Genomic DNA, 13,888 nt, shown 5'->3' with positions numbered 1-13,888 from the left:
GGAGCTGGCTTGCCGGCGATGGGCTACAGAGCAGCCCCAAAAAATGTCAGAGAATACGGACTTTCAGAGCGCGGCCCTTGATCTTGCCGCTGTTCAGCCGCTGCATGGCCTGCTTGGCGAGCGCGCGCTCCACGGCAACAAACGCCTGGAAGTCGAAGATGGCGATCTTGCCCACCTGCTTGCCCGGGATGCCGGCATCACCGGTCAGCGCACCAAGAATATCCCCTGGGCGCAGTTTGTCCTTGCGGCCTGCGGCAATGCACAGCGTGGTCATCACCGGCAGCAACGGTTCACCGCCCTTGTTCTTCAAGCTGTCCAGCGAGTCCCAGCGCAGCGGGCTTTTCTGCAGGTCTTCGATGGCCTGGGCGCGGTGGCCTTCTGCCGGTGCCACCAGGCTTACCGCCACACCTTTCTCGCCAGCACGGCCGGTGCGGCCCACGCGGTGCACGTGGATTTCCGCATCACGCGCCAGCTCCACGTTGATGACCATGTCCAGGCCATCGATATCCAGGCCGCGTGCGGCCACGTCGGTGGCCACCAGCACCGAGCTGCTGCGGTTGGCGAACATGGCCAGTACCTGGTCACGGTCGCGCTGCTCCAGGTCACCGTGCAGCGCCTGGGCGACGATGCCCTTGGCCGTCAGGTGGGCAACCACGTCCTCGCACTGCTGCTTGGTGAAGCAGAACGCCACGCAGGATTGCGGGCGGTAGTGGCCGAGCACACGGGTGACGGCTTCAAGGCGGTGCTGTGGGTCGATCTCGATGAAGCTCTGTTCGATCTGGTTATCGGTGTGCAGGCTCTCGACCTTGACCTGTTGCGGGTTACGCATGAAGTCGGCGGCCAACTGCTTGATGCCGGACGGGTAGGTGGCCGAGAACAGCAGGGTCTGGCGGCGCGATGGGGTCTTGCCGATGATGCTGGCGATGGCGTCGAAGAAACCCATGTCGAGCATGCGGTCGGCTTCGTCCAGCACCAGCGTGTTCAGGCCGTCGAGCACCAGGGTGCCTTTGTCCAGGTGCTGCTGGATGCGCCCCGGGGTACCGACGATGATGTGCGCACCGTGCTCCAGCGAAGCGATCTGCGGGCCTAGCGAAACGCCACCGCACAGGGTGAGGATCTTGATGTTGTCCTCGGCGCGGGCCAGGCGGCGCAGCTCTTTGGCCACCTGGTCGGCGAGCTCGCGGGTAGGGCACAGCACCAGCGCCTGGCAGCCGAAGTAGCGCGGGTTGATCGGGTTCAGCAGGCCGATGCCGAAGGCGGCGGTCTTGCCGCTGCCGGTCTTGGCCTGGGCGATCAGGTCCTGACCCTTGAGGATGACGGGCAGGCTCTGGGCCTGGATCGGCGTCATCGAGGCATAGCCGAGGGCGTCCAGGTTCGCCAGCATGGCGGCGGACAACGGCAAAGTTGCAAAGGCGGTGGATTCGGTGGTCACGAGGCGGGCCTGCGTTGCGAAGCGAAAAAATGCCGCACAGTCTACCAGCCTCGTGGCCATTCGCCCTACGGTTCCATGTGTTGTTCCGGACGACGGGCACGCCTTCCGTCCGTCGGCGCCAGTTGCAGGAAGATCGCTGCCGCCAGCATGGCCATCACGCCGATGGTGACAAACGTCAACTGGAAGGCGCCGAGGGTGCTTTCCACACCCTCGGCGCTACCGGCGGCGGTAAAGCCTCCAAGCAAGGCGCCGGCACAGGCCACGCCCAGGCTCAGCGCCAATTGTGCGACCACCGACAGCAGGCTGTTGCCGCTGCTGGCGCTGGCGTCATCGAGGTCGATCAGGGTTACCGTGTTCATGGCCGTGAACTGCATGGAGTTGACCGCGCCCAGCAGGCCCAGCTGGATCAGCAGCACTGCGTAGGGTGTCTGCTCGTCGACCAGGCCGAGGCTGGCCAGCAGCAGGCCCAGCAACAAGGTGTTGCCGGTGAGGATGATGCGGTAGCCGAAGCGCTCGATCAGCGGCCTTGCGACAGACTTGGCCAGCATGGCCGCTGCCGCCAGCGGAATCATGCTCATACCGGCCTGGGCGGGTGAGTAGCCCAGTGCCACCTGCAGCAGCAACGGCACCAGGAACGGCAGTGCGCCGCTGCCCAGGCGGGCGAACAGGTTGCCGAGGATGCCGATGGCGAAGGTCCGCACGCGGAACAGGCTGGGCGAGAACAGCGGCTCCGGGTCGCGCCCGGCGCGCAGCCAGTAGGCGGCCAGGCAGGCCATGCCGGCGAACAGCAGCAACATCACCCGCAGGTGCGGCAGGTGCAACTCGCCCAGGCCTTCCATGGCGATGGTGATCAATACCATCGCTGCGCCAAACAATAGGAACCCCGGGCCGTCGAACGAGGTTCGCTCGGCACCGCGCAGGTCCGGGATGAATTTCCAGACGGCAATGCAGCCGATCAGGCCGACTGGAAGGTTGAGCAGGAAGATCCAGTGCCAGCTGAGGATTTCCACCAGCCAGCCGCCGACGGTCGGGCCCAGCAGTGGGCCGAGCAGGCCAGGGATGGTGATGAAACTCATGATCCGCACCAGCTCGCTGCGCGGGTAGGCGCGCAGCACCACCAGCCGCCCGACCGGCAGCATCAGTGCACCGCCCAGGCCCTGGACGACGCGGGCGAAGATCAGGAAGCCGAGGCTGTTGGCTGCGGCGCACAGCAGCGACCCGAAGCTGAACAGCAGGATGGCGCTGAAGAAGATGCGCTTGGTGCCAAAACGGTCTGCAATCCAGCCCGAGGCGGGGATCAGCAGGGCCACCGTGAGCATGTAGGCGATGATCACACCCTGCATGCGCAGCGGGTCTTCGGCCAGCGAGCGGGCCATGGCCGGCAGCGCGGTGTTGAGGATGGTGCCGTCCAGGGATTGCATGAAGAAAGCGATGGCCACCACCCAGGGGATCCAGCGGGCGGTGACGGGGTCCAGCGGGGTGCGCTCAGGCATGACTTCCTCGTTTGTCAGTGCCGCCCCTTTCGCTGCTAAAGCCGCGAAAGGGGCGGCAAGTCCAGTCACAATGTCAGGGTCAGGCCTTTGACCAGTGCCCCGGGCAAATGGCTCGACCCGGTACTGCGCTGGCCATAGGTACTGGTCGACAAGATCATCTCGCGCTCCTGGGTCAGGTCCTCCAGCTGGTTGCCCAGCAAACTGTACAGGCTGTCATCGAAGCGCATGGTGCTCACCGGCCCCTGGATCTGCCCGTTTTCCACCCAGAAGGTGGCGAAGCGGGTCAGCCCGGTCATGCGTGCTGCCGGCAGGTCAGAGTAGTTCAGGTACCACAGGTTGCTGATGTACAGCCCGGTGCCAAGCCGCTCAAGGACCTGCTCATTGGCCAGGTTGCCCGGCGCCAGGCTGAGCGCGCAGGGCGACTCGTAGCTGTCGGCGCCATTGGCCAGTAGCTCGAACTCGACCGCGCTGCGTGCGCAGATCAAGCGTTGCTGCGCGGCGCCTTGCTGGATCAACGGCACATCCAGGCGTGGCGCCCCCTCATCGGAAAACGCCGGACTCAGCGAGCCGCTGACCTGCTCGGCGAAGCTCACCAGCGGGCTTAACCGTGCATCGCCGTTGTACAGGCGCTGCAAGGCGCTGTTGCCGGTGGCGAGGGCCTGTGCGGAAAAACCGCCCCAGCACAGCATGCCGGCGATTTCGTCCATGGCCGCAGGCGCCAGGTAGGCTCGGTAGCTGCCAGGCTTGAGGGTAACTGCCGGGCGGCCAAGGAAGCCCAGTTGTTCACGTGCCTGGCGCAGGCGCTCGGTGAAGTCGTCGGCGCTCCACCGCTGGCCGGCGTAGTTGGCCTTCACCGCCTGGCCGTTTTCGTGGAACAGGCTCCAGTCAAAGTTGAAGCTGTTGGCCTGGTGCCAGCCAAAGGCCCCGAACGAACTGGCAAAGCCCCGGCAGATCGGGCCGGCGGCGTAGATGCCGACCAGGTCCAGGTTGCCAGCTTCACGGTCGAGCAGAGCCAGTACTTCGTCCAGTGCGGGCAGGGGATGGTCCAGCAGGCTGTGGCTGTGCCAGGCGCTTTCGTCCAGGCGCAGGTACGGGTCGAGGGCCAGCAACGGCAAGGTCTGGCGCAGTTGCTGAAGGGCATCGCTCAGGCGCTGGCGGTCCAGTTGCACGTCGCCACTCAAGGTCACCTGCTGTTCCGCCTGGCGGCCATCGCGCACCAGCCGCAGTTGCGCGCTTGCCTGGCTCACTTCACCGGCCTGGCGCACCTTGGCGTGGTTGAACCGCACGAACTGCGACTGTTCTGCGCTGTAGCCAAGGGTGAACTGCTCACCAGCTTGCAGGGCAGCGCATACATCCCCGACAAGCGTTTCGAAAGCGTGCTTCATCAGGCGTCTCCTCCGAATACATCGATCTGGCGGAATACGCAGGCCGGCGAGGCATGGCCGACCCGCACCACCTGGTTAGGTTCGCCTTTGCCACAGTTGGGCGTGCCCAGTACCTGGAAGGTGCTGCGGTCGCCGACGGCCGACAGGTTGCGCCAGAACTGCGCGGAGATCCCACGGTAGTTGGGGTTCTTGACGATGCCCTTGAGCTCGCCGTTTTCAATCAACTGGCCATATTCACAGCCGAACTGGAACTTGTTGCGCGCATCATCGATGGACCACGAGCGGTTGGTACGCATCAGGATGCCGTGCTCGATGCCTTGCACCAGTTGCTCCAGGCTCTGATCACCCGGTTCGATGTTGAGGTTGGCCATGCGGTCGATCGGTGCACGGCTCCAGCCACAGGCGCGGCTGTTGGCCACGCCGTCCAAGCCAGAACGGAACTGCGACAGCGCGCCGCCCAGTGGGCGCAGCAGCAGGCCGTCGCGGATCAGGAACTGCTTGCTGGCCGGGGTGCCGTCATCATCAAAGCTGTAGCTGGCCAGTTCTTCGCCGATGGTCGGGTCGAAGGTCACGTTCAACAGGCTGGAACCGTACTGCAGGCGGCCGAAGTCGCTGGCTTTGACGAAGCTGGTGCCCGCGTAGTTGCGCTCGTCGCCGAGGATGCGGTCCATCTCCAGCGGGTGGCCGATGGACTCGTGGATCTGCAGCATCATCTGGTCGGGCATCAGCAGCAGGTCGCGCGGGCCGCTGGGGGTGTTGGGGGCCAGCAGCAGTTGCAGTGCCTCGTCGGCCACCTGCCGGGCGGCGCCGACCAGCCCGCAGCGCTCGATGATCTCGAAACCGCCCTGCTGGCCGAAGTTGTCGCGGCCCAGGCTGCGGCTCTGGCTGTCCTGGCCATCGCTGGCGGTTACGCCCAGCCCCGGGAACAGGAAACGCTGTGCGTGGCGCAGTTCGGCGCCCGCGGAGTTCAGGTAGGTTTGCTCGACCAGGCTCAGGCCCAGACTGGCCTGCCAGTCCACCAGGCGGCTGTCCTTGGGCACGCTGGCCGATTCGGCGGCGAGCAGGCCAAGGCAGTCGGCGAGGGAGGGGACGGGCTGGTCGAAGTTGGGCGAGATATGGTCGTGGCGTGCGCTGGTCACCGGCTGGTTGCGCAGGTCCAGCAGGCTGTGTCGTGCAATCTGCCGGGCCAGCGCCTCGGCTTGTTCCAATGCGCGTTGCAGGCCAGCCTGGGAGAGGTCGGCGGTGGCCGCGTAGGCCTCCACGCCATTGACCCGCACGGTGAGCATGGCGCCTTCGTCCTGGCTGAAGAACGGCGGTTCGGCAACGTTGCGGCGAACCGAAAGCGCCTGGTGCGACTGTTTCACATGGCGCAGGGAAAACAACTCGGCCGTACTGCGCAGCGCGGCAAAGCGCTGGCGCAGCAGGGCGCTGGAATCGAACATGCAAAAGCCTCCGTGTACACGGTGGCTCCCCCTTAGAACCACTCGTCCTGCATGGTGAGGCAAGTGTTGTCGCGCGCCTCTAGCAATGCCAGCTCATTATGGCAGCCCGGTACTTCCCAGGTCAGGAAATAACGCGCGGCCTGCAGCTTGCCCTGATAGAAGTCGCGATCGGCAGGGTGACCTTTCTGCAGGCCAAGCTCGGCGTGAATGGCCTGTTCCAGCCAGCGCCAGCCGATCACGCAATGGCCGAAGGCCTTGAGGTACAAGGCCGAGTTTGCCAGGGCACCCGCGACTTCGCCTTGGGCCATGTCGCCGAGCAGGGCCAGTGTCACGCCCTGTAGGCGGTTGACCAGATGCTCCAGTGGCTGGCGCAGTGGGTCGAGTTTGGGGTGGTGGCTTGCACGTTCGCCTGTGGTGGCGATCAGGCGGATCAGTTGCTTGAGCCCGGCACCTTGGTTCTGTGCCAGCTTGCGGCCGAGCAAGTCGAGCGACTGGATGCCTTCGGTGCCCTCGTGTATCGGGTTCAGGCGATTGTCGCGGTAGTACTGTTCCACCGGGTATTCGCGGGTATAGCCGTGGCCACCGAGGATCTGGATTGCCAGTTCGTTGGCCTTGAGGCAGAACGTCGAGGGCCACGACTTGACGATCGGGGTCAGCAGGTCGAGCAGCGCCTGCGCTTGTGTGCGGGACGTTTCGTCATCGGCGGTGTGGGTATCGTCGAACAGGCGCGCGGCGTAAAGGCCCAGGTCGAAGGCGCCTTCCACGTACGCCTTCTGTGCCAGCAGCATACGTTTCACATCGGTGTGCGCGATGATCGGCACCGCCGGGCTGAGCGGGTCCTTGCTGTCCGGCAGCCGGCCTTGCGGCCGTTGGCGGGCATATTCCAGCGAGTACAGGTAGCCGGCGTATCCGAGCATCACCGCGCCCATGCCAACGCCGATGCGCGCCTCGTTCATCATCTGGAACATGCAGGCCAGGCCCTGATGCGGCTGGCCGACCAGGTACCCGACGCACTGGCCGTTGTCGCCGAAGTTCAGCGCAGTGGAGGTAGTGCCGCGCCAGCCCATCTTGTGGAACAGCCCGGCCAGCAGTACATCGTTGCGCGGGCCAGGGCTGCCGTCGGGGTTTACGTGGTACTTGGGCACGATGAACAGCGAGATGCCTTTCACCCCGGGGGGTGCGTCCGGCAGCTTGGCCAGCACCATGTGCACGATGTTTTCCGACAGTTCGTGGTCGCCACCGGAGATGAAGATCTTGTTGCCCTTGAGCCGGTAGCTGCCGTCGCCCGCAGGTTCGGCACGGGTGCGGATGTCGGCCAGAGACGAGCCTGCGTGGGGTTCGGTCAGGGCCATGGTGCCAAAGAAGCGGCCCTCGATCATCGGCTGGAGGAACAGGCGTTTCTGTTCGTCTGTGCCGAAGCTCTCGATCAGGTTGGCCGCGCCCATGGTCAGGAACGGGTAGGCCGTGGTGCCGGCGTTGGCGGCCTGGAAGTGTGCGAAGCACGCCTGCGAGACCAGGCTGGGCAGCTGCATGCCGCCGACCTCGAAGTCGCGATTGGCGTTGAGGAAGCCGGCCTTGAGGAAGGCATCGACGGCAGGCTTGACCTCAGGGATCAGTTCAGCGCGGCCGTCCACGTAGCGCGGCTCGTTTTCGTCGGCCTTGCGGTTGTGCGGGGCGAAGTACTTTTCGGCGATGGTGCGGGCGGTGGTCAGTGCCGCGTCGAAGGTTTCGCGGCTGTGCTCGGCGAAGCGCGGGCGCTGGGTGAGGGCTTGGGCGTCGAGCACTTCGTAGAGCTCGAAGGCCAGGTTGCGGGGGCTGAGCAGGGTCTCGGGCATGGTGGCGGTCCTGAGGCGGGATGCTGCGAGTGTAGGGAATCGGGTGGGGTGGGGGGAGGTTAATAGGTTTGGGTGATATGGGTTTAGAACGGGTGGGGCATACAGGTGCTTGCCTTGATGTTTTCTGCGCCTGTGAGACCGAGCGCCGCCCGCGCGGCGCTTCGCAGCACAAGGCTGCTCCTACATCTGTTTCGGGCCAGTTAAGCCTGTGGCAGGCGCGCGCGACCGCTTTGTTTGTACGACGCGATTTCGCGCCATGCACCAAGGGGGTCGCGCGCAATTCCCCAGGAATAATTGGCCCGAAACAGATGTAGGAGCAGCCTTGTGCTGCGAAGCGCCGCGCGGGCGGCGCTCGATCTCACAGGCGCCAAACATCTCAAGATATGCGCCCATAAAAAAGGAGAGCCGAAGCTCCCCTTTTTTATCAACAGCAATCAGCCAATGGTCATCAAGCTGGCATTACCCCCCGCCGCCGCAGTGTTCACACTCACCGCCCGCTCAATCACCAACCGCTCGAGCGCAATCTGGTGATCCCCGCTGGACAGCCCGTGCACACCGACGATCGCACCAGCACGCTTGGCCACCTGCTGGCACACGCTGCGCAGCTGGTCCGAGTCGCCATGGTGAATCACGGCGTCGAACGCCACGTCATCCTTGTTCCAGTCCGCCACCAGCTTGACCTTGGCCTGCAGCTCACGCGGCAGACGGGCACGCAGGGCCTTGCCCGGTTCGCTGTCAGCCCACACCGCCGAGCTACCAACGGCCAGTACGGCAGCCAGTTGCGCCAGCAGGTCAGCGTCGTTGTCGGCCAGGCACAGAACGTGCTCACGCGGCAGGATGGTGTAGCTGTTGCGCTCGCCGGTCGGGCCTGGCAGCAGGCGGGCGATGCCGCTCTGCGACTGGCTGGCGAACTGGTCGCACAGCGCAGCCAGGTCGGCCAGCTGGTTGCTCTGGGCCCAGGCCTTCAGGCCGTGCAGTGGCTTGACCAGCTGTTCGTGCAGGGTGCGGTCTGGCTTGCCTTCGCCATCCTGCTGCTGGAAGTGGCGGCCAATCGCGTCGGCCGGGCGGGTCGACAGCAGGCGGTACAGGTACAGCGGGCCGCCGGCTTTAGGGCCGGTGCCAGACAGGCCTTCACCACCGAATGGCTGCACGCCCACCACTGCACCGACGATGTTGCGGTTGACGTACATGTTGCCGGCATTGGCGTTTTCCACCACCTTGGCGATGGTCTCGTCGATGCGGGTGTGCACGCCGAGGGTCAGGCCGTAGCCGGAGGCGTTGATCTGCTCGATCAGTTGGTCCAGGTTGCGGCGGTTGTAACGCACCACGTGCAGCACCGGGCCGAAAATTTCACGCTTCAGCTCGTCGAAGCTTTCCAGCTCGATCAGGGTCGGCATCACGAAGGTGCCACGTTTGACCTCGGCAGCATCGGCAATGGCCACTTGATACACCGCGCGGCCTTTCTCACGCATGCCCTGGATGTGCTTCTCGATGCCGGCCTTGGCTTCGGCATCGATCACCGGGCCAATGTCCACGGCCAGGCGGTCCGGGCAGCCCAGGCGGCTTTCGGCCATGGCGCCCTTGAGCATTTCGATCACGCGGTCGGCGGAGTCTTCCTGCAGGCACAGCACGCGCAGGGCCGAGCAACGCTGGCCGGCACTGTCGAAGGCCGAGGACACCACGTCGATCACCACCTGCTCGGTCAGTGCCGAGGAGTCGACGATCATCGCGTTCTGGCCACCGGTTTCGGCGATCAGCGGGATCGGACGGCCCTGGTTGTCCAGGCGGCCGGCGACGTTGCGCTGCAGCAGGCGGGCAACCTCGGTGGAACCGGTGAACATCACGCCTTTGACGCGTTCGTCACCAACCAGGCCGGCACCGACGGTTTCGCCACGGCCCGGCAGCAGTTGCAGCACGCCCTCGGGGATGCCGGCTTCCAGCAGCAGGCGCACGGCCTGGGCGGCAATCAGCGGGGTTTGTTCGGCTGGCTTGGCCAGCACCGGGTTGCCGGCAGCCAGGGCCGCAGCTACCTGGCCGGTGAAGATCGCCAGCGGGAAGTTCCACGGGCTGATGCACACCACCGCGCCCAACGGGCGGTGGGCGTCGTTGCTGAAGTCGTTGCGTGCCTGCACGGCGTAGTAGCGCAGGAAGTCAACGGCTTCACGCACTTCGGCGATGGCGTTGGCGAAGGTCTTGCCGGCCTCGCGGATGAGCAGGCCCATCAACGGCTGGATTTCGGCCTCCATCAGGTCGGCGGTGCGTTCCAGAATGGCAGCACGTTCGGCGGGCGGGGTGGCCTGCCAGATCGGCGCGGCGTTCAGTGCGCACTGGATGGCGTTGTCGACGTCGGCAACGGTGGCTTCCTGCACATGGCCGACCACGTCGCGATGATCCGCCGGGTTCAGTACCGGCGCGGCAGCGCTTTCACTGGCGGCGCAGGCCAGCAGCGGGGTGGCCTTCCAGTCGTTGTGAGCGGTGGCCAGCATGGCACAGGACAGCGACGCCAGGCGGTGTTCGTTGGCCATGTCGATGCCGGCCGAGTTGGCCCGCTCGGTGCCATACAGGTCGCGCGGTAGCGGGATACGCGGGTGTGGCAGGCCGATGTTGCCTTCCTGGGTGCCCATGCGCTCGATGCTGGCGACCGGGTCGGCGACCAGTTCCTGGATGGAAATCGAGTGGTCGGCGATGCGGTTGACGAACGAGGTGTTGGCGCCGTTTTCCAGCAGGCGACGCACCAGGTAGGCCAGCAGCGTTTCGTGGGTGCCGACCGGTGCATAGACGCGGCACGGACGGTTCAGCTTGCCATCGGCAATCTTGCCGACCACTTGCTCGTACAGCGGCTCGCCCATGCCGTGCAGGCACTGGAACTCGTACTGGCCCGGGTAGTAGTTCTGCCCGGCAATGTGGTAGATGGCCGAGAGAGTGTGGGCGTTGTGGGTGGCGAACTGCGGGTAGATGGCTTCTGGCACGGCCAGCAGCTTGCGGGCGCAGGCGACGTAGGACACGTCGGTGTACACCTTGCGGGTGTAGACCGGGTAGCCTTCCAGGCCCTCGACCTGGGCGCGCTTGATCTCGCTGTCCCAGTAGGCGCCTTTCACCAGGCGGATCATCAGGCGGTGGCGGCTGCGCTTGGCCAGGTCGATGACGTAGTCGATCACGTACGGGCAGCGCTTCTGGTAGGCCTGGATGACAAAGCCGATCCCGTTCCAGCCCGCCAGCGACGGCTCGAAGCACAGGCGCTCCAGCAGGTCGAGCGACAGCTCCAGGCGGTCGGCTTCTTCGGCGTCGATGTTCAGGCCGATGTCGTACTGCTTGGCCAGCAGGGTCAGCGACAGCAGGCGCGGGTACAGCTCTTCCATCACGCGCTCGTACTGGGCGCGGCTGTAGCGCGGGTGCAGTGCCGACAGCTTGATCGAGATGCCCGGGCCTTCATAGATGCCGCGGCCATGGGAGGCTTTGCCAATCGAGTGGATGGCCTGCTCGTAGGACGCCAGGTACTTCTGCGCATCGTGCTCGGTAAGCGCGGCTTCGCCGAGCATGTCGTAGGAATAGCGGAAACCCTTGGCCTCAAAGCGGCTGGCATTGGCCAGTGCTTCGGCGATGGTCTCGCCAGTGACGAACTGCTCGCCCATCAGGCGCATGGCCATGTCGACGCCCTTGCGGATCATCGGCTCGCCGCTCTTGCCGATGATGCGCGTGAGCGAGGAGGTAAGGCCGGATTCGTTGTGGGTGCTGACCAGCTTGCCGGTCAGCAGCAGGCCCCAGGTGGCGGCGTTGACGAACAGCGACGGGCTGTTGCCCAGGTGCGGCTGCCAGTTGCCGGTGCTGATCTTGTCGCGGATCAGCGCGTCACGGGTGCCCTTGTCGGGGATACGCAGCAGGGCTTCGGCCAGGCACATCAGCGCCACGCCTTCCTGGGACGACAGCGAGAACTCCTGCAGCAGGCCCTGGACGATGCCGGCACGGCCGCCAGCGCTCTTCTGGTTGCGCAGTTTTTCGGCGATGCCAGCGGCCAGCTTGTTGGTGGCCTCGGCCAGCGGTGCGCTCAGGCGCGCCTGCTCCAGCAGCATTGGTACCACTTCCTGCTCGGGACGGCGGTAGGCGGCGGTGATCGCCGAACGTAGTACCGACTGTGGCAGGATGCTTTCGGCAAATTCAAGGAAGCACTGGTGGCTGTGGTCGGCCTGAACATCACCGGCATCATCAGCCAGGCTGGTGGCGTGGCCGTTGAGTTCGGTCAGGGTGGCACCACCCTCGAGCTTCTCCAGGTAATTGAAGATCGCTTGCTTGATCAACCAGTGCGGCGTGCGGTCAATCGACTGCGCAGCTGCCTTGAGTCGCTCACGGGTCGGGTCATCGAGTTTGACCCCAAGGGTGGTCGTCGCCATTTCTTATCCTCGTTATTGCCACGGCTGTGGCCTAAGCTGGCGCCAAGAGTAGCTGTAGGACAATTCGGGTGCAACCAGGTGCAACCCGAATTTTTTGTGTAAAAGGTGCAACTCGTCTGACAGACATTTCCACACCCTGAAAAGGGGCGTTTCCGGTTCGTTTTGATCTGAAAAACCGGCTTGATGCGCCAAAAAGGAGCAAAAAAGTGGCTTTTACAAAAAATGCTCAAGCGGGTGCAACTTGTAAAAGAAAAATGGTTGCACCTGCTTTGCGTTGTTGCATAGGATTCGCCGCCTGGGTGCAACCGCCATGGCTGCGGTTGTGCATGAGATAAAAACAAACGCCAGGGCACACGCATGGGCAATCCACTAACGATCACTTTCGTGGTCTACATCGCGGCAATGGTGCTGATCGGCTTCGCGGCCTATCGCGCCACCAACAACCTTTCCGATTACATTCTGGGCGGTCGCAGCCTGGGTAGCGTGGTCACCGCGCTGTCCGCCGGCGCATCCGACATGAGCGGCTGGCTGCTGATGGGCCTGCCGGGCGCCATCTACTTCTCGGGCCTGTCCGAGGCCTGGATCGCCATCGGCCTGACCGTTGGTGCTTACCTCAACTGGCTGTTCGTGGCCGGCCGGCTGCGCGTGCAGACCGAGCACAACGGTGATGCGCTGACCCTGCCTGACTACTTCGCCAGCCGTTTCGAAGACAATAGCGGCTTGCTGCGTATCATTTCGGCGATCGTCATCCTGGTGTTCTTCACCATTTACTGCGCCTCTGGCATCGTTGCCGGTGCCCGTCTGTTCGAAAGCACCTTTGGCATGCCGTACGAGACTGCCCTGTGGGCTGGCGCCGCAGCTACCATCGCCTACACCTTCGTTGGTGGCTTCCTGGCGGTGAGCTGGACCGATACGGTGCAGGCTTCGCTGATGATCTTCGCGCTGATCCTGACCCCGGTGATCGTGCTGATTTCCACGGGCGGCTTCGACACCACTTTTGCTGCCATCGAAGCGGTGAACCCGGCCAACTTCGACATGTTCAAAGGTGCCACCTTCATCGGCATCATCTCGCTGATGGGTTGGGGCCTGGGCTACTTCGGCCAGCCGCACATCCTGGCGCGCTTCATGGCCGCCGATTCGGTGAAGTCGATTGCCAATGCCCGCCGCATCTCCATGACCTGGATGATCCTGTGCCTGGCCGGTACCTGCGCCGTGGGCTTCTTCGGCATCGCCTACTTCTCGGCCAACCCTGACCTGGCAGGCCCGGTCACCGAGAACCATGAGCGTGTCTTCATCGAGCTGGCCAAGATCCTGTTCAACCCATGGATCGCCGGCGTGCTGCTGTCGGCTATTCTGGCGGCGGTGATGAGCACCCTGAGCTGCCAGCTGCTGGTGTGCTCAAGCGCCCTGACCGAAGACTTCTACAAGGCCTTCCTGCGCAAGAACGCTTCGCAGGTCGAGCTGGTGTGGGTCGGTCGGCTGATGGTACTGGCCGTGGCACTGATTGCCATCGCCATGGCTGCCAACCCGGAAAACCGCGTGCTGGGCCTGGTGGCTTATGCCTGGGCCGGCTTCGGTGCGGCCTTCGGTCCGGTGGTGCTGATTTCGGTGCTGTGGAAAGGCATGACCCGTAACGGCGCGCTGGCCGGTATCGTGGTTGGTGCACTGACCGTGATCCTGTGGAAGCAGATCGATACCTGGGGCCTGTACGAAATCATCCCGGGCTTCCTGCTGGCGAGCATCGCCATTGTTCTGGTGAGCAAGCTGGGCAGCCCGTCGAAAGCGATGGTGCAGCGCTTCGAGACTGCCGACGCGGCGTATCACGCTGACAAGTAATACCCGTTGAATCGGCGTTGCCTTCTTCGCGGGCTAGCCCGCTCCCACAGGTACTGCGCAGGGTTCTGAGAACTGTG

7 protein-coding genes are annotated in these 13,888 nt (G+C 64.5%); 1 reads left to right on the top strand and 6 read right to left on the bottom strand.

The annotated features are described in order from the left end of the window. Positions 1-46: 46 nt before the first annotated feature. From dbpA to putA, 6 genes are all read right to left on the bottom strand, one after another. Positions 47-1,384 carry an ATP-dependent RNA helicase DbpA gene (dbpA, locus tag SB765_RS05665; protein ID WP_231995348.1) on the bottom strand — a complete coding sequence of 446 codons (1,338 nt, stop codon included), beginning with the start codon at positions 1,382-1,384 and terminating at the stop codon, positions 47-49. Positions 1,385-1,497: 113 nt separating this feature from the next. Next, positions 1,498-2,925: a multidrug transporter subunit MdtD gene (gene mdtD, locus SB765_RS05660; RefSeq protein WP_061202575.1), complete on the bottom strand. Its 1,428-nt coding sequence runs from the start codon at positions 2,923-2,925 to the stop codon at positions 1,498-1,500. Between the two features lie 65 nt (positions 2,926-2,990). Next, on the bottom strand, positions 2,991-4,310 hold the full coding sequence (locus SB765_RS05655) for a TldD/PmbA family protein (RefSeq protein ID WP_410931062.1): 1,320 nt from the start codon (positions 4,308-4,310) through the stop codon (positions 2,991-2,993). Further along, on the bottom strand, positions 4,310-5,752 hold the full coding sequence (locus SB765_RS05650) for a TldD/PmbA family protein (RefSeq protein ID WP_410931061.1): 1,443 nt from the start codon (positions 5,750-5,752) through the stop codon (positions 4,310-4,312). Before SB765_RS05650 ends, SB765_RS05655 begins: the two co-directional genes overlap by 1 nt. Before the next feature lie 32 nt (positions 5,753-5,784). Further along, positions 5,785-7,587 carry an acyl-CoA dehydrogenase gene (locus tag SB765_RS05645; protein WP_341796937.1) on the bottom strand — a complete coding sequence of 601 codons (1,803 nt, stop codon included), beginning with the start codon at positions 7,585-7,587 and terminating at the stop codon, positions 5,785-5,787. Between the two features lie 434 nt (positions 7,588-8,021). Then, the gene (gene putA / locus SB765_RS05640; RefSeq protein ID WP_410931060.1) at positions 8,022-11,975 is read right to left on the bottom strand and encodes a trifunctional transcriptional regulator/proline dehydrogenase/L-glutamate gamma-semialdehyde dehydrogenase; all 3,954 of its coding nucleotides are present in this window, start codon (positions 11,973-11,975) and stop codon (positions 8,022-8,024) included. A gap of 357 nt (positions 11,976-12,332) precedes the next feature. Between putA and putP the strand changes: the two genes are divergently transcribed. Beyond that, positions 12,333-13,811, top strand: a complete 1,479-nt coding sequence (putP, locus tag SB765_RS05635; RefSeq protein ID WP_341796935.1) for a sodium/proline symporter PutP — start codon at positions 12,333-12,335, stop codon at positions 13,809-13,811. Positions 13,812-13,888 lie beyond the last annotated feature (77 nt).

The sequence above is a fragment of the Pseudomonas sp. SIMBA_067 genome, from assembly GCF_046534675.1.
Classification (GTDB): Bacteria; Pseudomonadota; Gammaproteobacteria; order Pseudomonadales; family Pseudomonadaceae; genus Aquipseudomonas; species Aquipseudomonas putida.
The sequence above is the reverse complement of the archived record's forward strand: the minus strand, read 5'-3'. Positions and strand labels throughout refer to the sequence as shown.

Coding starts and splice junctions, on each gene's coding strand:
- dbpA (WP_231995348.1), bottom strand. CDS start 1,384: ATGCTGGCGAACCTGGACGCCCTCGGCTATGCCTCGATGACGCCGATC.
- mdtD (WP_061202575.1), bottom strand. CDS start 2,925: ATGCCTGAGCGCACCCCGCTGGACCCCGTCACCGCCCGCTGGATCCCC.
- SB765_RS05655 (WP_410931062.1), bottom strand. CDS start 4,310: ATGAAGCACGCTTTCGAAACGCTTGTCGGGGATGTATGCGCTGCCCTG.
- SB765_RS05650 (WP_410931061.1), bottom strand. CDS start 5,752: ATGTTCGATTCCAGCGCCCTGCTGCGCCAGCGCTTTGCCGCGCTGCGC.
- SB765_RS05645 (WP_341796937.1), bottom strand. CDS start 7,587: ATGCCCGAGACCCTGCTCAGCCCCCGCAACCTGGCCTTCGAGCTCTAC.
- putA (WP_410931060.1), bottom strand. CDS start 11,975: ATGGCGACGACCACCCTTGGGGTCAAACTCGATGACCCGACCCGTGAG.
- putP (WP_341796935.1), top strand. CDS start 12,333: ATGGGCAATCCACTAACGATCACTTTCGTGGTCTACATCGCGGCAATG.